Below are 23,940 nucleotides of genomic sequence, written 5' to 3'. Positions count from 1 at the left end.
CCCGGGCGCCGCGCCTGGTCCGGCAGGGATGCCGGTGACGTCCGCGGCTCGCGCGTTGCGCGGTGCCGCCGTCCGGGGCGCGGGCGCCGCACGGGAGCTCTCTGTGTCCTGTCTCGCCGGTTCCGTACGCCCAGATGCGGACGGCCTGGCGAAAGTCTTGTGGTCGGTGCGCTGCCCGACCCAGGTGGCTCCCGAGTCCGAGGGCGACGCTACGACGTCCGTCCTACGCGGAACCTTCCCTACGCCGGCGCCTTCGCGGCGGCAGCTTCCGCGACCGTGATGTTCGCGGTCACTGCTGCCTCGCGGTCGGGCGCGAGCGGGTCGGTCACCGTGCCGGTCTCTTCATCGAACAGCCCCTGCGCCAGCCTGGTCACCGCTGCGGCGACCGGCGGCGCCAGGTCGGCCACGGCGCGAAGACCGGACAGGACGTCGTCGGGTCGAACGGCAGGCGTCACGTGCCGAACAACCAGCCGCAGTATCGCACAGGCCTGGTCGGTAGGCCTATCAGCCTGTGGACCGATCGTCTCAAGATGCGCTACGGCGGGGCGGGCGTCGAACGTCCGCATGCCGTTCTTGGCCATGCGCTGGACCTCGACGCTCTCGGCCGCGTTGAACGCGGCCACCGCGCGCTCGGCGTCCTCGGGCGCCACCCCGTCGAGCCGCAGCTCCCACACGGAAGCCGTGAGCCGGTCGGCGAGCCCGGAGGTCCGGGCCACGACCGCGTCGATGATGTCGAGGCCCACGGGCATCGACTCGTCGAGCAGCTCGCGCAGCTTGTCGGGGTCGCGCTCGGCGGTGAGCGCGATCTCCAGGTATTCCGCCTCACTGCCCGTGCCGGTGGGTGCGGCATTGGCGTACGACACCTTCGGGTGCGGTGTGAACCCCGCCGAGTACGCCATCGGCACCTCGGCGCGGCGCAGCGCACGCTCGAAGGCGCGCTGGAAGTCTCGGTGGCTGGTGAACCGGAGGCGGCCGCGCTTGGTGTAGCGCAGTCGGATGCGCTGCACCGCGGGTGCGGGCGGCGGGCCTTCGGGCTGTCGCTTGCCCAGTGTCCTAGTCCTTCGTGAGAACGGTCGTACTTCTACCAAGAGTACGTGTGTCGTCGTCCATCGGTTCCCGTCGCTCCACCGGCCGGGGCACCTTCGGCTCGCCGAAAACCATCCGCCGGAAGTCCGCGCGGGCCTGCCGGGCGGATTCACGCGCGGCGGTCAGCACCTGCCGGGTGACCCGTCCCACAGCGCGCGCGGCCTCGGCGGCGGGCCGCAGCACCAGGTCCCGTACGACGTGTCCGACCGGCGTGAGGATCGTCCGGTACACCCAGCTCACCGGCTCCACGAAGATCCACCGGAAGAGGGTCCCGAGCACCCGCCCCACGGCGCGCGAGATGTGCCCGGCGATCCGCCAGGCGTGCCCGAGGGCGTCCCAGACCTCGCGCCCGACGACGGCGAGCACGCGTCCGACCGGCGTCAGCACCCAGCGCCAGAGGCCGATCGCGGGCAGCACGAGCAGAATCCGGGCCGTCCAGTACAGGAGGACACCGACCCCGGTACCGAGCGCCCTCAGCAGCCACACGACTCCCCGCCCGCACCAGGCGATCGCGTGCCCGACCGGCGTGAGGATCCAGGCGTACAGCCACCCGGCGGGCACGACGAACAGATACCGCCCGAGCCAGGCCAGGCCGGCGGCCACCCCGCCGACGACCCACGCCACACCGGCGGCCAGCCCGTTCAGCACCCACGCACACGCGTGCCCGACGGGAGTGAGCACGCGCGCGTAGACCCATGCCAGCCCGCTCCCGAGCTGCCGGGCGATCCAGGCGAGGGCCTGCCCGACCGGGGTGAGCACGTATCGGTACAGCCAGACGAGCGGCACGACGACAAGGACCTTGGTGAGCCGGCCGAGCGCTTTGACGAGCGGCACGACGATGTACCGCCACAGCGCGACCCACGGCCACACGAACACCGCGCGTGCCACCGGCCGCAGCACGGTCCGCCACAGCAACCGTCCGCCGGCCACCAGGCCGTCCCACACCAGCCGCACCGGCACGACCAGCACGAGCACGACGATCCGCACGGGGACGCGGATCGCGACCGCGAGACACCCCTCGGGTGGCTGCGGCGACGGCCGTACGGGCGGCTTCTCGAATTTTCCGGGGGCGTCCATACCGGGCAAGACGCCTCAGCTCCCCGTCCGGATCCAGTACCGCAATTTCCCGTCCCGCTCGTCCGCGAACTTCCCGCCGGCGGCCTCGATCACCTTGCGGGACGCGATGTTGGTGGTGTCACAGGTCACGAGGACCGGATCCAGGCCGAGCGCCTCGGCGTGCGGCAGGACATCGCGGAGCATCGCGGTCGCGTGCCCGCGGCGCCGGGCGCCCGGCCGGACGCCGTAGCCGATGTGGCCGCCGTAGTCGAGGAGCCACTGGGTGAGGCGGTGGCGTATCTGGATGCGGCCGAGGTAGGTGTCGCCGTCGACGTACCAGTACCAGGTGCTGGGCACGAACCCCTCCGGCCGGCGTCCGTCCTCCGCCTCCTCCTCGCGCACCGACTCGACGTACCGCGCGAAGCCGGCCGGCCGGCGCCAGGTGCTGCCGTGTTCCCGCAGTTCGCGCGCGAGGGTGCCGCCGAAGAAGTCGTCCTCGATGAGGTGCTCGTACACGGCGTCCAGGAACGAGACCCGGAACCGGGCGTCGGGCAGGATCAGTTGAGGCATCGGTCAAGGGTAGGGGTCGCTGCGGCCGACGCGGGTGTGCAGGAGCCGGGGCGAGGAGGTGAAGCCTCGGCGGGCGTACGCCGGGATCGCCCGGGGTGACGAGTGCACGGTGACGCGTTCGAGGCCGAGGTCGCGGGCCCGGGACAGCAGCGCCTCCACGAGCCGTCCGCCGACACCGCTGTCGCGCTCCTCGGGGATCACGTACACGCACTGCAGATCACCGCTGGCCCGGCGCAGGGCACGCGGACTCGGCACCCGCTGGACCACGGCCAGCCACGCCATGCCGATGACCACGTCGTCCCGTACGACGACCATGCACCGGTGCGAACCGGTGTTCTCCGCCGCCCAGTCGACGAAGTGCCGGACGAACTCCTCGTAGGTGGTGACGGGTTGATGTCCGTTTTCGAGGATCCAGTGCCACCGGAGCCCCGCGACGACGTCCAGCTCGGCGGGTTCGGCGGGGCGGATCGTGATGTCGATGTCGTCCACCCGTGCATTGTGCGGCAGTTCAGCGGTCGTCGGCAGGGGGAGCCAGCAGCGCGTCGACGATCTCCCGCAGGGGCGCGGCCAGTTGGTCGGCGGTCGCGTCCCGCAGGGGGCGCAGGCCCACGGCGGAGCGTACGACGGCGACGCCCACGCCGAGCGCGACGAGGAGTTCCGCGCGCAGCAGGCGTTCGTCGTCCTCCCCCGCAGGGCCCTCGCCGGACGCTTCGAGGATCTGGCGGCTGAACTCGTCCAGGGCCTTGCGGCGCAGGGCGTCCACGCGCTCGTCGCCGGAGCCGCGCAGCAGCATCAGGACGGGGTGTTCGCCGAACTCCGGCCAGGCACCGGCGGACAGTTGGTGACTGAGCGCCTCGGCGAGACCGGCCCGGTCGTGCGGGAACTCCTCATCGCGGCCCAGGAATCGGGGAGTTGAGGCGAGGGCCGCCTTGAACAGCCCCTCCTTCGAGTCGAAGTACCGCTTGATGAGCGCCAAGTTGACCCCGACGTCGGCGGCGACGTCTCGCAACGTCGTGCGGTCGTACCCGAGTCGGGTGAACCGACTGCTCGCGGCCTCCAGCAGCGCCTGCCGGGTCGCCGCCGCGTCCCGCCGCCGGGGTCCGTCGACCTCGTTCACGTCACCCGCCACCAGGCAACCTCCCTCGACCAGCTCAAGTAATCACTCGTTGACATGACTACAGGGCATGGTTACGTTAGGCAAGTAATCACCTGATGACTTAGCGACCGAGCACCCAGCTCACGGAAGGACAGCCATGTCCGAAGCCCTCCTCGTCATGGACGTCCAGCGCATGATCGTGGACCGTTACCCCGACCCGGACTACCTGCCGCGCCTGCGCAAGGCGATCGAGACGGCCCGCGCGAACGGCGTCCGCGTGATCTACGTGACCGTCGGATTCCGCCCCGGCGCCCCGGAGATCAGCCCCCGCAACAAGCTGTTCGGCAGGCTCGCGGGTGTCACCCTGCCGGCGGCCGCCGCCCAGGCCAACGAGATTCACCCGGACGTGGCCCCCGAACCCGGCGACATCCTCGTCACCAAGCGCCGCGTCAGCGCGTTCGCCGGCAGCGACCTCGACATGGTCCTGCGGGCGAACGACATCGACCACCTGGTCCTGACGGGCATCGCCACCAGCGGCGTCGTCCTGTCCACCCTGCGCCAGGCGGCCGACCTGGACTTCACCCTCACCGTCCTGTCCGACGGCTGCCTCGACAACGACCCGGAGGTCCACCGCGTCCTCACGGAGAAGGTGTTCCCGATGCAGGCGGACGTGACGACGGTGGCGGACTGGGTCGCCGCGCACTGAACTCCCTATATTGATGGGCGTACTTGAGACCCGTACGTGCCGCCATCACTCGATGGGCCGGGGTCAACGCCCATACGAACCGGGGGAATTGAGCGCTCGTGGGACCAGAGAGATCACGCGGGGCGGCACTGGTCGCCGCCCTCTGCGCCGTAGCCGTACTGTTTCTCGGCGGCTGCGGTACGGAGGCGGCGGGCGGCTCGGACGACGCGACGGCGACCGGGGCGATCCCCTGGACCACGACCGAGCCCTTCAAGGTCACGGCGGCCCAACTGGCCGACGATCAGCGCACGTTGACCCTGACCGCACAGGTACCCGACGGCAAGAACCCGTGCGTGCGGGCGCTCAAGGCCGCCCGCACCGCCGCCGAGCACAACACCGTGTGGGTCCAGATCACCTTCTCCTCGCCCTCGGGGGACAAGCGCTCCGGCTGCACCGGGGAACGTACGGTCTCGACGCGGATCCGGCTGCCCGAACCTCTGGACAACCAGAAACTCGTCGTCGACGACGACACTCAATTCACCGCCGACGGCGCCAAGTTGCCCGCCCTGCGGCTGTGCGGGGAACTCGGCTGCGACCCGCCGGCCACCGGCTGCACCAGCGCCTCCTACGACCAGGCGCTGATCGCGGCCGACGCCCCCATGCACACGTACCGCGACGCGGAACACTGCGACGGCAAGTGGCTGGTCCTGGACTTCTCCTGGCGGACGGGCCCGGTCTGCGGTGACACCACCGCGTCCCCGGCCGGCTGCGCGTCCCGGCTGGGCGACCGCTGGTTCTTCCGTGCGAAGCCCGCCGGTTGGGCACCGATCGCGGAGAGCGCGGCCGGCGGTTGCGCGGCCATCCAGCGCGCGGAGCCCGCGTTCCCCACGTCGCTGTGCGCAGGGCTGTCCCCGCTCTCCACGTCACTGCACCCGAGTTACCCACCGGCTTCTAGCTCCGCCTCACCGACCCGGGGCTGACCAACTCCCGTGCCCCCGGGGGGACTTCAGCCCTGCGCCGTAGGCCTGACGACGATCTCGTTGACGTCGACGTCGGCGGGCCGGCTGACGGCGTAGACGATCGCCTCGCCGATCGCGGTGGCCGGGATGGCGATGCCCATCATGTCCTCGGCGACCGCACGCATGCCCAAGTCGCCGATACTGTCGGTCAGTTCCGTGCGGGTGAAGCCGGGGCTGACGACGGTGACGCGCAGGTCGCGGCTCTCCTGCCGCAGGCCTTCGGAGATGGCGCGGACCGCGTACTTGGTGGCGCAGTAGACGGCCGCGGTGGGATCGACGCGGTGCCCGGCGACGGAGGCGACGTTCACGACGTGCCCCGCGCCCTGCTCCCGCATGACGGGCAGCACCGCGGCGATGCCGTGCAGCACACCGCGGATGTTGACGTCGATCATGCGGTTCCACTCGTCGACCTTCAGCGCCTCCAGCATCGCCAGGGGCATCACCCCCGCGTTGTTGACGAGCACGTCGACCCGGCCGTAGGACTCCCGCGCGGCCGCGACGAAGTCCCGCACGCTCTCCAGGCTGGTCACGTCCAGCTCGCGGTGGTCGGCCGTGCCGCCGGCCGCCTGAATGTCCTTGACCACGGCGGCGAGGCGGTCGGCGCGCCGGGCACCGAGGAACACCCGGTGCCCCGCCGCGGCCAGCAACCGGGCCGTGGCCTCGCCGATACCGCTGCTCGCGCCGGTGATCAGGACGGCCTTGGACGGGACGGTGGTGGTCATGTGCAACCCCTTGGAGGAAAGCCGATCACGCGGCGGTGGTCCACCGCGTCTTCCGTGCTGTCCGAGCATCGACGGGATCGGCCCGATGAGGCAGGACGAGGCTTCCGGGGTGTGCCACTCCCAGGAAGCGGGAGCGGGGAGGCGAGACCGCCGTAGGCTTTTGGAATGGACGGCATGGACGGTACGGACGGCTACGCGCTCGGTGACTTCCTGCGTGCGCGGCGGTCCCGGCTGACGCCCGCCGAGGTGGGTTTTCCCAGTTCAGGGGCGCGCCGGGTGGCCGGGCTGCGGCGCGAGGAGGTCGCCGTGCTGGCCGGGGTCAGCGCCGACTACTACGCCCGGCTGGAGCAGGGCCGCGAGCGCAGCCCGTCGGGCCAGGTGGTCGACGCCATCGCCCGCGCCCTGCGCCTCGACACGGACGCCCGCTGGCACGCGTACCGCCTGGCCGGCCTGGTCCCGAGGCCCGTCCCCGCCGAGCCGTCCGACGAGGTGGACCCGGCGCTGCGCCGACTGATGCACGCGTTCCCGACGGCGGCGGCGTACGTCATCAACCGGCGCCTGGAGGTCCTCGCGTCGAACGCACTCGCCGACGCGCTCCTGGCACCCCTGGGCGACCGCCACCGTATGGTCCGCTCCCTCTTCCTGGACCCGGCGGCCCGGGACCTGTTCGCCGACTGGGAGCACGTGGCCCGCTGCTCCGCCGAGGCGCTCCGCCTGGCCACGGGCCACGACCGGGACGACCGCGAACTCGGCTCCCTGATCGCCGAACTCCTCGACGGCAGCGAGGAGTTCACGACGCTCTGGCAGAACCACAGCGTCAGCCGCCCCGGCCGCCAGTCCAAGACCTTCAACCACCCGGACGTGGGCCGCGTCACGCTGACGTACCAGACGTTCGACGTGCAGAGCGCCCCCGGCCAGTGCCTCCTGGTCGGCACGGCCGAGCCGGACACGGAGGACGCGGCGGCGCTGGCCCGGCTGGGGTCCCTGCACGCGGCCGGAACCCCCAACACACCCTTGCCGTAAGCGAGTTACCGCCCGGCGAGCCAGTCCGTGTAGTGGGTGGCGGTGATGCGGGCGCCGTCCGGAGCGGTGAGGACGTCACCGGGGGCGACGGCGAACATGCCGGCGGCGTCGTCGGTGACGACAGAGTCGGCGCTGCCCTTCGCGGTGAGGGTGAGCCGGCCGAGTTCGTCGAGAGGGTAGACGTCCGGGCCCGCGATGTTGAGGACGCCGTTCAGCGGGGTGCCCGCGGCGACTTCGGCGACGACGGCGGCGACCTCGGCGGCGGCGATCGGCTGGATCGGCGTACGCGGCAGCCGGACGGTGTCGCCGTCGGTGGTCATGGCAAGGGTCGCGTCCATGAACTCCATGAACTGGGTGGCGCGGACGATCGAGTACGGGACCGGCCCGCCCTTGAGGAGATCCTCCTGAAGGACCTTCGCCCGGTAGTAGTCGAGTCCCGGCACCTGGTCCACTCCGACGATGGACAGGATGACGAAGTGCCCGACCCCGCCCTTCTCGCTCGCGGCGAGCAGGTTGTCCATCGACGTCTGGAAGAAGCCGATCGAGGCGTCGTCGAAGGTCGGTGAGTTCGTGAGATTGACGACTACGTCGGCGCCCGCGACGGCCGCCTCCAGCCCCTCGCCGCTGATGATGTCCACGCCGGTGGACTGCGAGTGCGGCACGGCCTGATGCCCCGCCGCGTTGAGGTTCCGCACGACCTGGGACCCGATCAGACCGGTACCGCCGATGACTGCGATCTTCATGGCCTACGCCTTCCGTAGATGACTGACGTCCGATATGTACCGCCGCCCAATCGCGACGGCACCCCGAAACCAAACCCGGACACTTTCTATCCGAGATACTACTCGGACAATGCATGTCCGAGTCAACGGGGGTCTGAGTAAAATGGCTGAGTGAAGATGTCCGGCGGAGTCGAGTGGGCCCTGCACTGCTGCGTTGTCCTGACCTCGACGGAGGCTCCGGTCCCGGCCGCCCGCCTGGCCCAGTTCCACGACGTGTCCCCGACCTACCTCGCCAAACAGCTCCAGGCCCTCTCCCGCTCCGGCCTGGTCCGCTCGGTCCAGGGCAAGTCGGGCGGCTACGTCCTGACCTGCTCCCCCACGTCGATCACGGTCCTCGATGTCGTCGAGGCGATCGACGGCCCCGACCCGGCCTTCGTCTGCACGGAGATCCGCCAACGCGGCCCGATGGCCACTCCACGCGAGGCCTGCACGACACCGTGCGCGATCTCCCGCACGATGGCGGCGGCCGAGTCGGCCCGCCGGGAAGCCCTCCGCTCCGTCACGATCGCCGACCTGGCCCGCGACGTGGAATCGGACTCCGGGGAGGGGACGCTGGCGGGGGTCGGTGTGTGGCTGACCTCGACGGAGGGGCAGGGCGGCTGACGCTCGCCGCCGAAGGCGACGATCCCGGCCTGTACGCCGTCCGGACGCTCGCCGTCATCCGGTCGACTCCCCCACCGGTCCGCGAATCCGCCGCGACAGCTCGGCCGCCTGGATGCCGGAACCGACCACCATCGTCACGAGTGGTCCCGAACCCCTGGCGGCACCCAGTAGGACCGGGCCCCCAGGGCTTTGAAGATCCGCGCCAGGTCGACCGCCCGGTCCCCGTCCAGCGGAGCCGACACAAGCGCATCGGCGTCCCGCTCTCCGCCCGCCGGGTCGGCCCCACCGGCAGGGCCTACGGCCTCGACATGACCGACGAGATGCTCCAACTCGCCCTGGCCGACGCCGAGAAGGCCGACAAGGCCGAGGTGACCAACGTGGAGTTCCTCAAGGGCACCGTCGAGGCGATCCCGCTGCCCGGCGGCACCATGGACGTCGTGATCTCCGACTGCGTCGTCAGCCTGTCCACCGACAAGCCCGCCGTCGTCGCCGACGACACCCGGACCGCGACGCGGCACGCCGAGCGCGGAGGCTACGTCGGCTGCGTCGCCGGCGCCCTGTCCTTCGCGGAGTACCGGCAAGGTCTCGAAGGGGCCGGATTCACGGACATCGGGATCACGGTCACACCCACGCACCCCGTCGCGGACGGCATGCACTCCGCCGCCGTACGGGCGTCCAAGCCGATGGCCGCCGAGAACCTCGCCCGGCCGCCCAAGCTGACCGACGTTCCGTCGCTCGCAGTCAGCGCGGCGGCCTCCGTACCGCCTACTTCTTCCTGCCCCTGGCCGCCTTGCCCGCCCGGGAGACCTTCGGCCTGCGGGCGGGGTTCGACGGCCGGGGGACCGCGGCGACGTGCGGGGCGGAGAACTCCCGGTTGGTCACCGTCTGCCGGCGGATGGCGGCGGGCAGGTCCGGCAGGGCCAGCAGCCTGTCGCACGCTTCGACGGAGGCCGCGAACTCGCCCACCCAGTAGGCGGTGATCGAGAACTCGAAGAGGAGCCCCCATCGGTACACCCACGGCTTGGTGAAGAGCAGATCACCCGGTTCAGGGCGGCCGACGGCGTCGCGGAGGAGGGCGTACGCGGTGCGGTGGCGACCCGCGAGCCGCAGGCGGGACGCCAACTCGTAGCAGGCTTCCAGCCGTTCGGGGCGCCCGTCCCAGGCGCGGGAGAACGCGTCCATCGCTCCCGGCCAGTCGTCGGTCCTCTCCGCCCTGAGGATTCCGGCCTCCAGGAGTGAGCAGTAGACCTCCTCGCCCCAACCGCCCATCCCGGCGCGCCGCTCGTAGTGGGCGATCGCCTCCTCGGCGTGCCCCAGGTCGCGTTCGGTGTTGGCCAGGTAGAAGACCGTGCGCGGATTGTCCGGGTCGCGCTCCAGCTCGCGCCTCAGCAGACGCGCGTCGCGCTCGAACTTGTCGCTACGGCACCCGCCGTCGGCCTGGTCCTCGATGACGAGCGCGTCCAGGTTCTCCTGTGTGTCCGGCTCGTCGGTGCACGGGTACTCGTGCGTAGCGCCCTCGTAGCGCCACAGCCAGTCGCCCCGCATCAGGTGCTTGAACCGGTGCTGGGTGCCCGGTCCGTCGTAGCGCAGCATGTACGAGCCGGCCGTCAGCCGGGGCAGCGGAGCGTCCTGCCGCATGACGTGGTCGGCGTCGACAGTGAGCAGGTAGTCGGCCTTGCCGCGGGCGTGCTGGACGTTCCGGGTCCGGTTGTGCCCGAAGTCGACCCAGGGGTCCTCGTGGAGTTCGCCCGGAACGCCGTCCAGGACCTTGCGGATCAGGTCCTGCGTACCGTCCGTCGAGCCGGTGTCGGAGATCACCCAGTAGTCGACAAGCGGGCGGACGGCCTCCAGACAGCGCTCGATCACGAGCGACTCGTTCTTGACGATCATGCACAGGCAGAGGGTCTGCTGCCGCACGCCCTCACCCGTCCCGGACTGCTGACGTCCCGTCGGAATCACGCGCGCCACAGTGGCACGCCCCCGCTCCGTGACCGTCCATCCACGCGGAAGCCCGCGCCGAGAGCCCCCGAACAGCGGCGACCGAGGCCAGACGAGTGATCACAGGTAAAAAATGCCCCATCAGAACGCACCGACTAGTCCGATATGACGACATATGGGCGCGTTCCGTGCCACTACGGCGATCACCCGAGCCCTCCGGTCCAAGCTCGCACTCGCACTCGGATTCGGGACATCACCCGGACCGGTCTCTCAAGGAGCACACAGATGAGCCCTGAGTTCCCGACGTCCTCTCCCCTCGGGCCGCTGGCCCGGGACAGGTTCAAAAAGGCGGGCATGGTGGCCTCGCTCGCCCTGGTCCTGGCGGCCGGTGTGGGCGGTCCGGCCACCGCGGCGGCGCGGAGCGTGACCGCCCAGGCGAAGGCGGCCACCGGTCACGGCGGCGATCACTGCAAACCGACCCACCACAAGTCCCGGGTGACCGAAGGCGGCGGCAAGGGCGACTGCAAGGGGCCGACGGGCCCCACCGGTCCGAAGGGCCCGAAGGGCGACAAGGGAGCCACCGGCGCGACCGGACCCACGGGTCCCACCGGGCCCACGGGCCCCACGGGCGCGACGGGCACCCACGGCGTGACGGGCGCGACCGGAGCGACGGGCCCGACCGGACCCACCGGCGCCACGGGACCGACCGGCGCGACGGGCACGGCAGGCACGGACGGCCAGACCGGACCCACCGGCCCCACCGGCCCCACGGGCGCGACCGGACCCACCGGGCCCACGGGCGCGACCGGAGCCACCGGTGCGATCGGGCCCTGCGCCGACATCGACGCCCAGCAGGACTCGAACAACTTCGAGCTGCGGGTCGCCCTCACCGGCGGACTCACCTACGCCGGCATCCACGACCTCACGGGCAGCGGCACGCATCCCTTCCTCTGGACCGACCTCAGCACCCACGCCAACTACCCGGCGGGCGGCGTGGACGCCCAAGGACGCAACGTCGGCTTCGTCTGCGGAGTCGCCGTCAACGGGCACAGCTCCAACTCCGGGGAGCCCATCAAGTTCGACGTCATGACGACCACGGGCCAGGTCTGGGAGACCACCTGCGTGGCGCTCAACAGCACCCAACCCAACGCCACCCTGAACTGCAACGACAGCACGGGCGCCCCCATCCCCTGGACCAAGGTGACCCTGCAGCCGTCCCCGGGGGCGGTCAACGGCGGGGCGTGACGGACCCCGCACCACACGAGAACAAGACTCGAAACGGGGTGCCCGGAGGTCCGCCGACCGACCTCCGGGCACCCCCGAGGCACGCCGACCGATGAGTTCCGGAGCCCGGCGCGGTCTACCCCGCACAAGGCACAGCCACGCCCCCAAGCTCTGTGAGGGACCATGACCGCCGACGCGCTACCCCCCGTCGTTGACACCGCGACGTGGGAAACCCAGCTCGCCACCCTCCGCGCCCGTGAAAAGGCCGCGACCCGGGAGCTCGACGCCATCGCCGCCGAGCGGCGCCGCCTGCCGATGGTCGAGATGCCCGACTACACGCTCGACGGCGCGGACGGCCCCGTCCGGCTGGCCGAAGTCTTCGACGGCAAGCGGCAGTTGATCGTCTACAACCACATGTGGTTCGCCGGGAAGGAATGGCAGTGCCCGGGCTGCACCGGGTTCACCTCGCAGTACACGCGCCTGGAGTTCCTCGACAACTACGACGCCCGGTTCGTCATCGTCACCCAGGGCCCGATCGACGAGGCGCTCGCCTACAAGGAGCGGGTCGGCAACCGGATGACGTGGTACTCGACCGCGAACAGTTCCTTCGGCACCGATGTCGGCGCACCGCCCGACGGCGGCTTCGCGGTCAACGTGTTCCTGCGCGACGGCGACACCGTCTACCGCACCTGGCACACCAACGGCCGCGGCACCGAGCAGCTCAGCCACAGCTTCGCCCTGATCGACCTCCTGCCGTACGGCCGCCAGGAGGAATGGCAGGACTCACCCGAGGGCTGGCCCCAGTCGCCCACCTACAGCGGGTGGGCGGGGTCCGAGGACATCGCCGCGGCCTACGGCCCCTCGAACCCCGTCAGCTGACCGACGCACCGCTCAGTGCGTGTGCCCGCCGCTCCCCGCCGGCTGCTTCACCGTCAGCGGGAGCAGCTTCTTGCCCGTGGGCCCGATCTGGATGGACGTGTCCATCTGCGGGCACACCCCGCAGTCGAAGCACGGCGTCCACCGGCAGTCCTCGACCTCGGTCTCGTCGAGGGCGTCCTGCCAGTCCTCCCAGAGCCAGTCCTTGTCGAGGCCGGAGTCGAGGTGGTCCCAGGGCAGGACCTCCTCGTACGTCTTCTCGCGGGTCGTGTACCAGTCGACGTCGACGCCGAAAGCGGGCAGCGTCTTCTCGGCGCAGCGCATCCAGCGGTCGTAGGAGAAGTGCTCGCGCCAGCCGTCGAAGCGGCCGCCGTCCTCGTAGACCGCGCGGATGACCGCGCCGATACGGCGGTCGCCGCGTGAGAGCAGGCCCTCGACGATGCCCGGCTTGCCGTCGTGGTAGCGGAAGCCGATCGAGCGGCCGTACTTCTTGTCGGCGCGGATCTTGTCGCGGAGCTTGCCGAGGCGGGCGTCCGTCTCCTCCGCGCTCAGCTGCGGGGCCCACTGGAACGGTGTGTGGGGCTTGGGGACGAAGCCGCCGATCGAGACCGTGCAGCGGATGTCGTTCTGGCCGGAGACCTTGCGGCCCTCGGCGATCACGTTCATCGCCATGTCGGCGATCTGCAGGACGTCCTCGTCGGTCTCGGTCGGGAGGCCGCACATGAAGTACAGCTTCACCTGGCGCCAGCCGTTGCCGTACGCCGTGGAGACCGTGCGGATGAGGTCCTCTTCCGACACCATCTTGTTGATGACCTTGCGGAGGCGTTCCGAGCCGCCCTCGGGGGCGAAGGTCAGGCCGGAGCGCCGGCCGTTCCTCGTCAGCTCGTTCGCCAGGTCCACGTTGAACGCGTCCACGCGGGTCGACGGGAGGGACAGGCCGACCTTGTCGTCCGTGTAGCGGTCCGCCAGGCCCTTCGCGATCTCGCCGATCTCCGAGTGGTCGGCCGACGACAACGACAGCAGGCCCACCTCCTCGAAGCCCGTCGCCTTGAGGCCCTTCTCGACCATCTCGCCGATGCCCGTGATGGAGCGTTCGCGGACCGGGCGCGTGATCATGCCCGCCTGGCAGAAGCGGCAGCCGCGCGTGCAGCCCCGGAAGATCTCGACCGACATGCGCTCATGGACCGTCTCGGCGAGCGGCACCAACGGCTGCTTCGGGTACGGCCATTCGTCGAGATCCATGACGGTGTGCTTGCTCACCCGCCACGGGACACCGCTCTTGTTCGGTACGACCCGCGCGATGCGGTGGTCCGGCAGGTACTCGACGTCGTAGAAGGCCGGGATGTAGACCGAACCCGTCTTCGCCAGGCGGAAGAGGACCTCCTCGCGGCCGCCTGGGCGGCCCTCCGCCTTCCAGGCTCGGATGATCTTCGTCATGTCGAGGACGGCCTGTTCGCCGTCGCCGATGATCACCGCGTCGATGAAGTCCGCGATCGGCTCGGGGTTGAAGGCCGCGTGGCCGCCCGCCAGCACGATCGGGTCGTCGAGCGTCCGGTCCTTCGACTCCAGCGGGATGCCCGCCAGGTCCAGGGCCGTGAGCATGTTCGTGTAGCCGAGTTCGGTGGAGAAGGAGAGGCCGAAGACATCGAACGCGCCCACCGGGCGGTGGCTGTCGACCGTGAACTGCGGGACCTTGTGCTCCCGCATCAGCGCCTCCAGGTCCGGCCACACGCTGTACGTGCGCTCGGCGAGGACGCCCTCCTGCTCGTTCAGGACCTCGTAGAGGATCATGACGCCCTGGTTGGGCAGGCCGACCTCGTACGCGTCCGGGTACATCAGTGCCCAGCGGACATCGCACGACTCCCACGGCTTGACCGTGGAGTTGAGCTCGCCGCCGACGTACTGGATCGGCTTCTGTACCTGTGGGAGCAGGGCTTCGAGCTGCGGAAACACGGACTCTGCGGCCGCAGCGACTTCGGCAGGCATCTCGCGAACCTTCGTGAGCGGGACTGAACGGACGGGTGACCATCCAGACTAACGCGATCCCGGACCTCACCCGTACGCCTCAACCATGCGGGAGCTTCCCGGCCCGCGCGGACGGACCTCAGACGGACTCCTCCGCCACGATCCCCTCCCACACCTCCGGCAACGCCGCCTCCACCCCCGCCGCCCGCTGCTCCTCCCGCCCGTACAGCACGCCGTACGTGAACGAACTCTCCCCCGCCGCGTGCGCCACCGCGGACAGCTCCCGCAGGGTCACCCGGACCATCACGCTGTCCTGGTGCTCGCCGAGCAGGCTGGTCAGCGACTTCATGGACTTGGCGAGCGCACGGGCCGGAGTACCGAGGGCCGGCGTCGCCGCCTCCGCCGCGTACCGGGTGCGCTTGGCCTTCTTGCGGGCCTCGTGCAGCGCGAGGTCGCGGTCCGCGCCGGGCGGCGCCTCGATCGCCTCCGCCACGAGCGCGGAGACCTTCCCGAAGTCCTTGTGTACGGCCTTGGCGATCACCTTGGACGGATCTCCGGCCGCGTGCTTCAGGAGGGGCGGGCCGGCGATCACCGCGTCCAGGGTGTCGAGGAGCGCGAGGTAGCGCTGGGAGTCCAGGACGCCGATCAGCCGACTGCGCGACCCGCCGTGCCGGGCGTTCGCCCAGGTGTCCAGACGGGTGCGGATCGGGCCGGAGATCAGAGTGTCGGGCAGATCGCCGAGAACCGTCGTCAGGCGTTCGGTGACCACTTCCCGGTCGCGGTCCACGCCCAACTCGCCCGCCAGCCACTTGAGTTCCTCGCCGATCGGGTCGGTGACCGTGCGGTCGAGGACCTTGCCGTACGACCGGAAGGCGCTGCGCAGCCGCCGGGTGGCGACGCGCATGCGGTGCACGGAGTCGTACGCGTCCTGCCGTACGGCGGGGTCGAGTTCGAGGATCGCGTCGCGCTGGGCGCGGGCGTAGGCGAGGACGTGGTCGCCGGCGGTCGTGGGTTCCTCAGGGACGGGCGGCTCCTTGCGCTTCTTCTTTCCCGACCCCGACCCCGACGGACGCGTCTCCGCCAGCGCCCGCGCCAGCTTGGAGGACGACGCCGACGGCCGTACCCCCGCCTTGCGCAACCGTTTCTCCACCTTGTCGAGGAACACCGGGTCGCCGCCCTCGGCGAGTTCGACCTCGATCTCGGTCCACTGGGCGGTTCCGCCGCCCTCGGTGAGGCGCTCCGCTCGCACGGCGTCCACGCTGACCTCGGCGAGGAGCTTGCCCTGGGCGTCCACGAGATGGCGTACGTCGCGGTCGGAGCGCAGGCGGACGACGGGCGCCAGCTCGGCCTCACGGACGCGGGAGCGGACCAGCCCTGCGAGGGTGCCCGGCACGGTGTCGGAGAGCGGTTCGCGGATCTCGTCGCGGACCCCGGGTGCGACCGGCACCTTCAGGTGCCAGCCCGCGTCGGAACCGCCGGTGCGGCGGCGCAGGGTGAGTGAGGCGGCGGCGAGGCGTTCGTCGGCCGTGTCGTAGTACACGGCGTCCAGGTTCGCGACGCCCTTGTCGATGACGGCCTCGACGCCGGCGACACCGGTCAGGTCGGGCAGACCGCTCTCGTCGGACTCGTACTTACGCTCGATTTCGCGCTGTGTGTCCGCCATGACCTGAATCTAGTTGCCGACCAGCCGAGATGACAGAGGGCGTCCCAAATGAACCCCTGGGTAACTCCGGCGAACAGGGAGGTATCAGCCGGGCAAAAACCAGGTCTATGCGGACATCGGGCGCTGCACCCGGATCGACTGCAGCAGCCCCACCGCGAGCCACACCGCGAACATCGAGGTGCCGCCGTAGGACACAAAGGGCAGGGGGAGACCGGTGACCGGCATGATGCCGAGGGTCATGCCGACGTTCTCGAAGGCCTGGAAGGCGAACCAGGCGACGATCCCGGCGGCGACGATCGTGCCGTAGAGCTCGGTCGAGTCGCGGGCGATGCGGCAGGCGCGCCACAGGACCACACCCAGGAGGACGAGGATCAGGCCCGCGCCGACGAAGCCCAACTCCTCGCCCGCGACGGTGAAGACGAAGTCTGTTTGCTGCTCCGGGACGAACTGGCCTGTTGTCTGCGAGCCGTGGAACAGGCCCTCGCCAGTGAGGCCGCCCGAGCCGATCGCGATGCGGGCCTGGTTGGTGTTATAGCCGACGCCGGCCGGGTCGAGGCTCGGGTTGGCGAAGGCGGCGAAGCGGGCGATCTGGTACTCGTCCAGGAAGTGCAGCTGCCACACGGCGATCGCGCCCAGGGTGCCCGCGCCGAGCAGGCCGAAGATCCAGCGGTTGGACGCGCCGGAGGCGAGCAGCACGCCGAGCACGATGATGACCATGACCATGACCGAGCCGAGGTCGGGCATCAGCATGACGATCATCATCGGGACCGAGGCGAGGCCCAGGGCCTGGAGGACCGTGCGGTGGTCGGGGTAGGGCTTGTCGCCCGCGTCGACCCGGGCGGCGAGGATCATCGCCATGCCCAGGATGATCGTGATCTTCACGAACTCCGAGGGCTGGAGCGAGAAGCCGCCGCCGAGCACGATCCAGGAGTGCGCGCCGTTGACCGTGGAGCCCAGCGGGGTCAGCACCAGCAGGATGCCGAACACCGAGGCGCCGTAGAGGAACGGGACGACGACACGCAGGGTGCGGTGGCCGACCCAGATGACGCCGATCATCAGGGCGATGCCGATGCCGGTGTTCATCAGGTGCCGGATCAGGAAGTAGTACTGGTCGCCCTGGTTGATCTCGGTGCGGTTGCGGGTCGCCGAGAAGACCAGCAGCGAGCCGATCAGGGAAAGGCCGATCGCCGACAGCAGTATCGGCCAGTCCAGCCGGCGGGCCAGCGAGTCACGGGCGAAGACCCGTGTCCAGCCGGCCCGGTCGGGCCCGTATCCGGAGACGGAGAAGCTGTTGCCGGTCATGTGAGCATCCTCCGGCTACCCCTTCTGCGCGGTCGCCTGCGGGTGTTGCTGTTCGTGGACGGTGAGGGCGAGGTGGCCGGCTGCTGGGTGTCGTCCGCCGGGGTGACGCCCCCTTCGGTCGCCTTCTCCTGCTGCTTCGCCAGCTCCTTGGCCGGGTCGGCGGTGATCTTCGGGGAGGCGATGGTGCCGTCGGCGCGGACCTTCGGGAGGCTCGTCTGCGGGGTGGGCAGCATCGCCTTCTTCTTGTCGATGGAGCCGTCGGGCTGGACGCCGTACATCGCGTTGTAGATGTTGCGCACGGCCTCACCGGAGGCGCCGGAACCCGTACCGGCCTGCGCGATCGTCATGACGACCGTGTAGTCCTTGGTGTACGTGGCGAACCACGAGGTGGTCTGCTTGCCGTAGACCTCCGCCGTACCCGTCTTGGCGTGCAGCGTGATCTTGTCCTGCGGCCAGCCCTGGAACTTCCAGGCGGCGGTACCGCTGGTGACCACGCCCGCGAGGGCCTTGTCGATGCCCTTGTGGGTGGCCGCGCTGATCGGCAGCTTGGCCTTCACCTTCGGCTTGATCTCCTGGACCGTCTTGCCGTCGGCGCTGACGATCGCCTTGCCGATGGTCGGGACGTACTCGGTGCCGCCGTTGGCGAGGGCGCCGTAGATCATGGCCTCCTGGATCGGCGTGACGAGGGTGTCGCCCTGGCCGATGGAGTAGTTGATCGAGTCGCCCTCGCGCATCTTGTTGCCTTCGAGGCAGTTCTCGTACGCGATCTGCTGGACGTACGTGCCGCCCTTCTTGCCGGTCTTGCACCAGTAGGCCTTGTTGGCCTCCCAGGTCTCCTGCTTCCACTTGCGGTCCGGGATCCGGCCGGTGACCTCGTTCGGGAGGTCGACGCCGGTGGTCTTGCCGAGGCCGAACTGGTGGGCCGCCTTGTAGAAGTAGTCCTTGGGCTCACCCTTCTTCGGGTTGATGCCGCCGTCCTTCTTCCACTGGGCGTCGGCGAGGCCGTAGAAGACGGTGTCGCAGGAGACTTCGAGTGCGCGGCCCAGCGAGATGGGGCCGAAGTTCTCGCCCTCGAAGTTCTTGAAGACCTGGCCGCCCACCGAGTACGAACTGGTGCAGGGGTAGCCGCCGTCCCAGGTGTAGCCGGCCTCGACCGCGGCGGCCGTGGAGACCACCTTGAACGTCGAACCGGGCGCCGACTGACCCTGTATGGCCCTGTTGAGCAGCGGGTAGTCGGAGTTCTTGCCGGTGAGCTGCTTGTAGTCCTTGGCGGAGATGCCGCCGACCCAGACGTTCGGGTCGTACGTCGGCGCGGACGCCATGGCGACGATGCGGCCGGTCTTGGCCTCCATCACGACGACGGCGCCCGAGTCGGCCTTGTAGTTCTCGCCCGTGATCTTGTCGTACTGCTGACGGGCCGCCTTCATCGCCTCGTCGAGCTGGTACTCGGCAACGCGCTGCACGCGGGCGTCGATGCTGGTGACGAGGTTCGAACCGGGCTGCGGGGCATCGGACTTGGCCTTGCCGATGACGCGGCCGAGGTTGTCGACCTCGTAGCGGGTGACGCCGGCCTTGCCGCGCAGTTCCTTGTCGTACTCGCGCTCAAGTCCCGAGCGGCCGACCTGGTCGGAGCGGAGATACGGCGAGTCGCTGTCCTTGGCCTGGGTGATCTCGTCGTCGGTGACCGGCGAGAGGTAGCCCAGGACCTGGGCCGCGTTGGCGTCACCGGGGGCCGCGTAGCGCCGTACGGCCTCGGGCTCGGCGGTGATGCCGGGGAAGTCCTCGGCGCGCTCGCGGATCTGGAGGGCCTGCTTGGCGGTGGCCTCGTCGGTGATCGGGATGGGCTGGTAGGGCGAGCCGTTCCAGCAGGGCTGCGGGGTCTTCGCGTCGCACAGCCGGACCTTCTGGATGACGTCCGCGGGCTTCAGGCCCAGCACGCCGGCCAGCTTCGTGAGGACGGCCTTGCCGTCGTCCGCCTGCTTCAGCAGGTCGGTACGGGAGGCCGAGACCACGAGCCGGGTCTCGTTGTCCGCCAGCGGCACACCGCGCGCGTCCAGTATCGAACCGCGCACCGCGGGCTCGACGACCTGCTGGACGTGGTTGCCGGACGCTTCCTTCTGGTACGCGGCGCCCTCACGGATCTGGAGGTACCAGAGGCGCCCGCCGAGGGTGCCGAGGAGGGAGAGGACGAGAATCTGGATGACGACGAGCCTGATCTGAACCCGTGGAGTCCGACCGGTCTCCGGGATGTTGGTCATGTGGTGCTGCCTCCCCCTCTCAGTGCGCGTACACGATGCGTGTATGAGTCATATACGACGGACCTGTGGATCTGTGGCCCAACTCCCCGGAGTTCAAAGCCTCTTGACCCCCTTGATACGTCCCGCACGGGCCACGCGGGCGCGAGCGGTCTTCATCTTCAGGCCGCCGCGCTGGCCGCCGATCTTCAGGCCGGTGCCCGAGGAGAGCCAACCCGAGGAGATGTCGGCCGACTTGGCGGCGTTGGTCTCCGCGAGCGGGTCGTTGTCGGCGCGCCGGGCCAGCGCCATGATCCCGGGGACGACGAACGGGGCGAGCAGCAGGTCGTACAGCGAGGCCGTGAACAGCAGGCTGCCGAGGCCGACATGGCGGGCGGCGGTGTCACCGACGAGGGCGCCGACACCGGCGTAGAGCAGGGTGGCGCCGATCGCGGCGGCGACCACGACGGCCATCGGGCCGGTGGCCGACTTGAGGCGGCCGTTCTCCGGCTTGGCCAGACCCGCGAGGTAGCCGATGACGCACAGGACGAGGGCGTACCGGCCGGCCGCGTGGTCGGCGGGCGGGGCCAGGTCGGCGAGGAGGCCCGCGCCGAAGCCGATGAGGGCGCCCGAGACATGGCCGTAGACCATGGCGAGGCCGAGGACCGTGAGGAGGAGGAGGTCGGGGACGGCGCCCGGGAGGTGGAGGCGGGCGAGGACGCTCACCTGGATCACGAGGGCGACGACGACCAGCGGCACGGAGAGCAGGATCCGGTTGACACGCATGGGGAGGGGCTCCTACTGCTGTTGCTGGCCGTCGACCGGCGCGTTCGCGGACGGGGTGACCGTGACGGTCACCGTCGGGGTCGGGGTCGGCTTGGGCTTCGCGGGCAGGACCGTGTCGCGCGGGTCCTTCTTCGGGGCCTCCACGACCACGCCGACGATGTCGAGCTTGGTGAAGTTGACGTACGGCGTGACGTACAGCGTGCGGGTCAGGCCGCCGCCGGAGGGGTCGACGCGGGAGACGACACCGACCGGGACACCGGGCACGAACGGCTTGTCGGCCTGCGAGCCGAAGGTGACGAGACGGTCGCCCTTCTGCACCTCGGCCTTGCCGTTGAGGAGTTCGACGCGCAGCGGGCCGTCGCCCTCGCCGGAGGCGAAGCCGAGTTCGTCGTTGCCCTCCATGCGGGTGCCGACGGTGAAGTCGGGGTCGTTGGCGAGGAGGACGGTGGAGGCGTCCGGGCCGACGGTCGTCACGCGTCCGACCAGTCCGTTCCCGTTCAGGACGGTCATGTCGCGCTTGATGCCGTCGTTGGCGCCGACGTCGATGGTGATCGTCCAGGAGAAGCTCTGCGCGGCTCCTATCGCGATGACCTGGGCGCCCTTGATGCCGTACTGGCCCTCGCCGGCCACCTTCAGCATCTTGTCGAGCTGGGTCAGGCGGCTGCGGTTGCGGTCGTCGCTGCCGAGCTTCGCCTTGAGGGCCGCGTTCTCCTTCTCCAGGACGGCGAGCCGGTCGTGCCGCTCACCGGAGTCGCGGACCGCGGAGACCGCGTCACCGACCGGGTTGACGGCGGACGACACGCCGTTCTCGATCGGGCCGAACACGGTGGCCGCGGCCCGGCGGGCTCCGTCGACCGGCGAGTCCTGCCCTCCCCGGATGTCCACCGTGATCAACGCGAACGCTACGGCGATCAGCAGCACCAGGAGCAGCCGGCTCTCTCGTGTGTCCCTCACGTGCGGCGGCCGTGCCTTCCTCATAGAAATGTGCAGAGGTTCAGGTATGGAGGTGTTGTACGAGCGGGAGTTGTACGTGCAGACGGAAACAAAGGCTTATGACGGAGCCTATGCCTCCGTATCAACGATCCGCCGCACGAGAGGAGATCATCCCGTACGGCGGAATCGAAGCGTTACGTCATCTGCGCGGCTGGGCGTCCAGAACCTGCTGGAGCGCCTCGAACTCCTCGACACACTTGCCGGAGCCGAGCGCCACGCTGTCCAGCGGGTCCTCGGCGATGTGGATCGGCATTCCGGTCTCCCGGCGCAGCCGCTCATCGAGACCCTTCAGCAGGGCTCCGCCGCCGGTCAGAACGATTCCTCGGTCCATGATGTCGCCGGACAGCTCCGGCGGGCACTTGTCGAGGGTCGTCTTCACCGCGTCGACGATCGCGTTGACGGGCTCTTCGATCGCCTTGCGGACTTCGCCGGCGGAGATGACAACGGTCTTGGGCAGGCCGGAGACCAGGTCCCGGCCGCGGATTTCGGTGTGCTGGTCGTCGTCGAGGTCGTACGCGGAACCGATCGTGATCTTGATCTGCTCAGCCGTCCGCTCACCCAGAAGGAGCGAGTACTCCTTCTTGATGTGCTGGATGATCGCGTTGTCCAACTCGTCGCCCGCGACGCGGATGGACTGGGCGGTGACGATGCCACCGAGCGAGATGACCGCGACCTCCGTGGTGCCGCCGCCGATGTCCACCACCATGTTGCCCGTGGCCTCGTGGACCGGCAGGCCGGAACCGATGGCCGCGGCCATGGGCTCCTCGATGATGTGCACCTGGCGGGCGCCGGCCTGGGACGACGCCTCGATGACGGCACGGCGCTCGACGCCCGTGATGCCCGAGGGCACACAGACGACGACGCGGGGGCGGGCCAGATAGCGCCGCTTGTGGATCTTCAGGATGAAGTAGCGGAGCATGCGCTCGGTGATCTCGAAGTCGGCGATGACACCGTCCTTCAGCGGACGTACGGCAACGATGTTGCCGGGCGTGCGCCCGATCATCTTCTTGGCTTCGGAGCCGACCGCGAGAATGCCACCGGTGTTGGTGTTGATCGCGACGACGGACGGCTCGTTGAGTACGATCCCGCGACCCCTGACGTACACCAGCGTGTTGGCGGTCCCGAGGTCGACAGCCATGTCACGGCCGATGAACGACATTGAGTTCCCCATCAGGATTCGTCTGGCCTTCCCGGGAGCTTTTGAGGGCTTTTCAGGTCGGCGAAGTGGGTGCTGTGACGTGAAGGCTTCCATCGTAGACGCGCCATCACGAACACTGCGCGAGGGTCTTCGCCATTGTCAGCATGTGAGGCGTCGCCTCGCTTGTGGAGACGGCCCAACGGGGGCACGCGTTCCCCCGATCGGCACGCATATGCCGGAGGACGGCCGGAAATTCGCGGCCGTCCCCGGTCAGGCATGTGGGTTACTGATGGAGATTCAGCCGCGCCCCGGGAAGAAGATCTTCACCTCGCGTTCGGCGGACTCCTCCGAGTCCGAGGCGTGGATCAGGTTCTCGCGGACGATGACTCCGAAGTCGCCGCGGATCGATCCCGGCGCGGCGGCGATCGGGTCGGTCGGACCGGCCAGCTGGCGTACACCCTCGATGACCCGGTCGCCCTCGACGATCAGGGCGAGCACCGGGCCGGAGGCCATGAACTCCATCAGCGGCTCGTAGAAGGGCTTGCCCTTGTGCTCGCCGTAGTGCTGTTCCAGGGTGTCCTGGTCCAGGGTGCGCAGCTCCAGCGCGGTGATCTGCCAGCCGGCCTTGCGCTCGATGCGGCTGATGATCTCGCCGGTCAGGCCACGACGTACGGCGTCGGGCTTGAGCAGGACGAGGGTGCGCTGGGTCACGACGGGACTCCTTCTGATCATGATGGTGCGGGTCGGCTCAGGGTCGTGTCACGGTCGTCTCACGACAAGGCCGAGGCTACAGGGCGTGTCCATGCGCCCATTACGCAACGTCAGGTGTAGTGGAGCCGGCCTGCGCGGCCTGTGCCGCGAACCGTGCCTTCGCCTCGTCGATCTTCCGGCCGTAGTGGACCGAGGCCCACCACAGGGCCGCGAAGACCGCCCCGAGGAAGAACATGGACGGCACGACGAACCCCGAGGCGATCAGCGCGACCTGCAGCGCCCAGCCGAGCGCGATCCCGCCCGGCCGGGTCACCACGCCGCACAGCGCGACGGACAGGAACATCGCGATCCCGCACACCGTCCACACGGTGGAGGCGGTCAGGTCCGGGTCCTTCATGGCGACGAGACCGGCGAAACCGATCACGAAGAACTCGCCGATCAGCGTGGAAGAACAGAGCGTACGCACGG

The 23,940-nt window shown here is 69.9% G+C and carries 23 protein-coding genes and 1 pseudogene; 7 read left to right on the top strand and 17 right to left on the bottom strand.

Annotated elements, in window-relative coordinates; genetic code table 11:
* Positions 1-239: 239 nt before the first annotated feature.
* From ACIBK4_RS33160 to ACIBK4_RS33140, 5 genes are read right to left on the bottom strand one after another with little or no spacing between them, the layout of a single operon-like run.
* Positions 240-1,007 carry a TIGR03936 family radical SAM-associated protein gene (locus tag ACIBK4_RS33160; RefSeq protein ID WP_399000693.1) on the bottom strand — a complete coding sequence of 256 codons (768 nt, stop codon included), beginning with the start codon at positions 1,005-1,007 and terminating at the stop codon, positions 240-242.
* Positions 1,008-1,053: 46 nt separating this feature from the next.
* Positions 1,054-2,163, bottom strand: coding sequence for a hypothetical protein (locus ACIBK4_RS33155; protein ID WP_399000804.1), 1,110 nt, complete (start codon positions 2,161-2,163; stop codon positions 1,054-1,056).
* Between the two features lie 15 nt (positions 2,164-2,178).
* Positions 2,179-2,712, bottom strand: a complete 534-nt coding sequence (locus ACIBK4_RS33150) for a GNAT family N-acetyltransferase (RefSeq protein ID WP_366437176.1) — start codon at positions 2,710-2,712, stop codon at positions 2,179-2,181.
* 3 nt (positions 2,713-2,715) lie between these two features.
* The gene (locus tag ACIBK4_RS33145; RefSeq protein ID WP_399000690.1) at positions 2,716-3,201 is read right to left on the bottom strand and encodes a GNAT family N-acetyltransferase; all 486 of its coding nucleotides are present in this window, start codon (positions 3,199-3,201) and stop codon (positions 2,716-2,718) included.
* A 19-nt stretch (positions 3,202-3,220) separates the two neighbouring features.
* On the bottom strand, positions 3,221-3,841 hold the full coding sequence (locus ACIBK4_RS33140; RefSeq protein WP_399000688.1) for a TetR/AcrR family transcriptional regulator: 621 nt from the start codon (positions 3,839-3,841) through the stop codon (positions 3,221-3,223).
* Between the two features lie 124 nt (positions 3,842-3,965).
* On the opposite strand from ACIBK4_RS33140, the gene ACIBK4_RS33135 reads away from it, so the two are divergent.
* Entirely contained in the window at positions 3,966-4,514 is a 549-nt protein-coding gene (locus ACIBK4_RS33135; RefSeq protein ID WP_399000686.1) for a cysteine hydrolase family protein, read from the top strand.
* Positions 4,515-4,612: 98 nt separating this feature from the next.
* Positions 4,613-5,473, top strand: a complete 861-nt coding sequence (locus tag ACIBK4_RS33130) for a hypothetical protein (RefSeq protein ID WP_399000684.1) — start codon at positions 4,613-4,615, stop codon at positions 5,471-5,473.
* A 26-nt stretch (positions 5,474-5,499) separates the two neighbouring features.
* Here ACIBK4_RS33130 and ACIBK4_RS33125 read toward each other — a convergent pair whose 3' ends face one another.
* A complete protein-coding gene (locus ACIBK4_RS33125; RefSeq protein WP_399000682.1) occupies positions 5,500-6,234 on the bottom strand; it encodes an SDR family oxidoreductase in 735 nt (244 codons plus the stop codon).
* A 174-nt stretch (positions 6,235-6,408) separates the two neighbouring features.
* Between ACIBK4_RS33125 and ACIBK4_RS33120 the strand changes: the two genes are divergently transcribed.
* Entirely contained in the window at positions 6,409-7,257 is an 849-nt protein-coding gene (locus ACIBK4_RS33120) for a helix-turn-helix domain-containing protein (RefSeq protein ID WP_399000802.1), read from the top strand.
* A 5-nt stretch (positions 7,258-7,262) separates the two neighbouring features.
* Here ACIBK4_RS33120 and ACIBK4_RS33115 read toward each other — a convergent pair whose 3' ends face one another.
* Positions 7,263-8,000 (bottom strand): SDR family oxidoreductase, encoded by a 738-nt coding sequence (locus ACIBK4_RS33115; RefSeq protein WP_399000680.1) that lies wholly within the window; start codon positions 7,998-8,000, stop codon positions 7,263-7,265.
* Positions 8,001-8,156: 156 nt separating this feature from the next.
* Here ACIBK4_RS33115 and ACIBK4_RS33110 point away from each other — a divergent pair, with 156 nt between their 5' ends.
* A complete protein-coding gene (locus tag ACIBK4_RS33110; protein ID WP_399000800.1) occupies positions 8,157-8,642 on the top strand; it encodes an RrF2 family transcriptional regulator in 486 nt (161 codons plus the stop codon).
* 248 nt (positions 8,643-8,890) lie between these two features.
* Positions 8,891-9,331: pseudogene (locus ACIBK4_RS33105) on the top strand (methyltransferase domain-containing protein); the annotation flags it as partial.
* A 76-nt stretch (positions 9,332-9,407) separates the two neighbouring features.
* Here ACIBK4_RS33105 and ACIBK4_RS33100 read toward each other — a convergent pair.
* Positions 9,408-10,601, bottom strand: a complete 1,194-nt coding sequence (locus ACIBK4_RS33100) for a glycosyltransferase (RefSeq protein WP_399000679.1) — start codon at positions 10,599-10,601, stop codon at positions 9,408-9,410.
* Between the two features lie 264 nt (positions 10,602-10,865).
* Between ACIBK4_RS33100 and ACIBK4_RS33095 the strand changes: the two genes are divergently transcribed.
* The gene (locus ACIBK4_RS33095; protein ID WP_399000677.1) at positions 10,866-11,825 is read left to right on the top strand and encodes a hypothetical protein; all 960 of its coding nucleotides are present in this window, start codon (positions 10,866-10,868) and stop codon (positions 11,823-11,825) included.
* A 162-nt stretch (positions 11,826-11,987) separates the two neighbouring features.
* Positions 11,988-12,683 carry a DUF899 domain-containing protein gene (locus ACIBK4_RS33090; protein WP_399000675.1) on the top strand — a complete coding sequence of 232 codons (696 nt, stop codon included), beginning with the start codon at positions 11,988-11,990 and terminating at the stop codon, positions 12,681-12,683.
* 12 nt (positions 12,684-12,695) lie between these two features.
* On the opposite strand, the gene ACIBK4_RS33085 is transcribed toward ACIBK4_RS33090, so the two are convergent.
* The 9 genes from ACIBK4_RS33085 to ACIBK4_RS33045 all read right to left on the bottom strand — a co-directional run bounded on the left by ACIBK4_RS33085 (position 12,696) and on the right by ACIBK4_RS33045 (position 23,938).
* Positions 12,696-14,666, bottom strand: a complete 1,971-nt coding sequence (locus ACIBK4_RS33085; RefSeq protein ID WP_399000673.1) for a TIGR03960 family B12-binding radical SAM protein — start codon at positions 14,664-14,666, stop codon at positions 12,696-12,698.
* Between the two features lie 118 nt (positions 14,667-14,784).
* Positions 14,785-16,308 (bottom strand): CHAD domain-containing protein, encoded by a 1,524-nt coding sequence (locus tag ACIBK4_RS33080; protein WP_399000671.1) that lies wholly within the window; start codon positions 16,306-16,308, stop codon positions 14,785-14,787.
* Between the two features lie 105 nt (positions 16,309-16,413).
* Positions 16,414-17,610: a rod shape-determining protein RodA gene (gene rodA / locus ACIBK4_RS33075; protein WP_390159559.1), complete on the bottom strand. Its 1,197-nt coding sequence runs from the start codon at positions 17,608-17,610 to the stop codon at positions 16,414-16,416.
* Positions 17,607-19,868, bottom strand: a complete 2,262-nt coding sequence (gene mrdA, locus ACIBK4_RS33070) for a penicillin-binding protein 2 (protein ID WP_399000669.1) — start codon at positions 19,866-19,868, stop codon at positions 17,607-17,609. Before mrdA ends, rodA begins: the two co-directional genes overlap by 4 nt.
* 93 nt (positions 19,869-19,961) lie before the next feature.
* Positions 19,962-20,630, bottom strand: coding sequence for a rod shape-determining protein MreD (mreD, locus tag ACIBK4_RS33065; protein ID WP_033285894.1), 669 nt, complete (start codon positions 20,628-20,630; stop codon positions 19,962-19,964).
* 12 nt (positions 20,631-20,642) lie between these two features.
* A complete protein-coding gene (gene mreC, locus ACIBK4_RS33060) occupies positions 20,643-21,584 on the bottom strand; it encodes a rod shape-determining protein MreC (protein ID WP_033285893.1) in 942 nt (313 codons plus the stop codon).
* 178 nt (positions 21,585-21,762) lie between these two features.
* On the bottom strand, positions 21,763-22,782 hold the full coding sequence (locus tag ACIBK4_RS33055; protein WP_019065566.1) for a rod shape-determining protein: 1,020 nt from the start codon (positions 22,780-22,782) through the stop codon (positions 21,763-21,765).
* A 276-nt stretch (positions 22,783-23,058) separates the two neighbouring features.
* A complete protein-coding gene (ndk, locus tag ACIBK4_RS33050; RefSeq protein ID WP_033285892.1) occupies positions 23,059-23,472 on the bottom strand; it encodes a nucleoside-diphosphate kinase in 414 nt (137 codons plus the stop codon).
* 100 nt (positions 23,473-23,572) lie between these two features.
* Positions 23,573-23,938 (bottom strand): DUF4233 domain-containing protein, encoded by a 366-nt coding sequence (locus tag ACIBK4_RS33045; protein ID WP_399000666.1) that lies wholly within the window; start codon positions 23,936-23,938, stop codon positions 23,573-23,575.
* Between the last annotated feature and the right edge of the window lie 2 nt (positions 23,939-23,940).

The organism is Streptomyces sp. NPDC050528, from assembly GCF_044457795.1.
GTDB lineage: Bacteria > Actinomycetota > Actinomycetes > Streptomycetales > Streptomycetaceae > Streptomyces.
This window is presented reverse-complemented; position numbering and strand designations above follow the sequence as displayed.

Coding starts and splice junctions, on each gene's coding strand:
- ACIBK4_RS33155 (WP_399000804.1), bottom strand. CDS start 2,163: ATGGACGCCCCCGGAAAATTCGAGAAGCCGCCCGTACGGCCGTCGCCG.
- ACIBK4_RS33150 (WP_366437176.1), bottom strand. CDS start 2,712: ATGCCTCAACTGATCCTGCCCGACGCCCGGTTCCGGGTCTCGTTCCTG.
- ACIBK4_RS33135 (WP_399000686.1), top strand. CDS start 3,966: ATGTCCGAAGCCCTCCTCGTCATGGACGTCCAGCGCATGATCGTGGAC.
- ACIBK4_RS33125 (WP_399000682.1), bottom strand. CDS start 6,234: ATGACCACCACCGTCCCGTCCAAGGCCGTCCTGATCACCGGCGCGAGC.
- ACIBK4_RS33120 (WP_399000802.1), top strand. CDS start 6,409: ATGGACGGTACGGACGGCTACGCGCTCGGTGACTTCCTGCGTGCGCGG.
- ACIBK4_RS33115 (WP_399000680.1), bottom strand. CDS start 8,000: ATGAAGATCGCAGTCATCGGCGGTACCGGTCTGATCGGGTCCCAGGTC.
- ACIBK4_RS33110 (WP_399000800.1), top strand. CDS start 8,157: ATGTCCGGCGGAGTCGAGTGGGCCCTGCACTGCTGCGTTGTCCTGACC.
- ACIBK4_RS33095 (WP_399000677.1), top strand. CDS start 10,866: ATGAGCCCTGAGTTCCCGACGTCCTCTCCCCTCGGGCCGCTGGCCCGG.
- ACIBK4_RS33090 (WP_399000675.1), top strand. CDS start 11,988: ATGACCGCCGACGCGCTACCCCCCGTCGTTGACACCGCGACGTGGGAA.
- ACIBK4_RS33085 (WP_399000673.1), bottom strand. CDS start 14,666: ATGCCTGCCGAAGTCGCTGCGGCCGCAGAGTCCGTGTTTCCGCAGCTC.
- ACIBK4_RS33080 (WP_399000671.1), bottom strand. CDS start 16,308: ATGGCGGACACACAGCGCGAAATCGAGCGTAAGTACGAGTCCGACGAG.
- rodA (WP_390159559.1), bottom strand. CDS start 17,610: ATGACCGGCAACAGCTTCTCCGTCTCCGGATACGGGCCCGACCGGGCC.
- mrdA (WP_399000669.1), bottom strand. CDS start 19,868: ATGACCAACATCCCGGAGACCGGTCGGACTCCACGGGTTCAGATCAGG.
- mreD (WP_033285894.1), bottom strand. CDS start 20,630: ATGCGTGTCAACCGGATCCTGCTCTCCGTGCCGCTGGTCGTCGTCGCC.
- ACIBK4_RS33055 (WP_019065566.1), bottom strand. CDS start 22,782: ATGTCGTTCATCGGCCGTGACATGGCTGTCGACCTCGGGACCGCCAAC.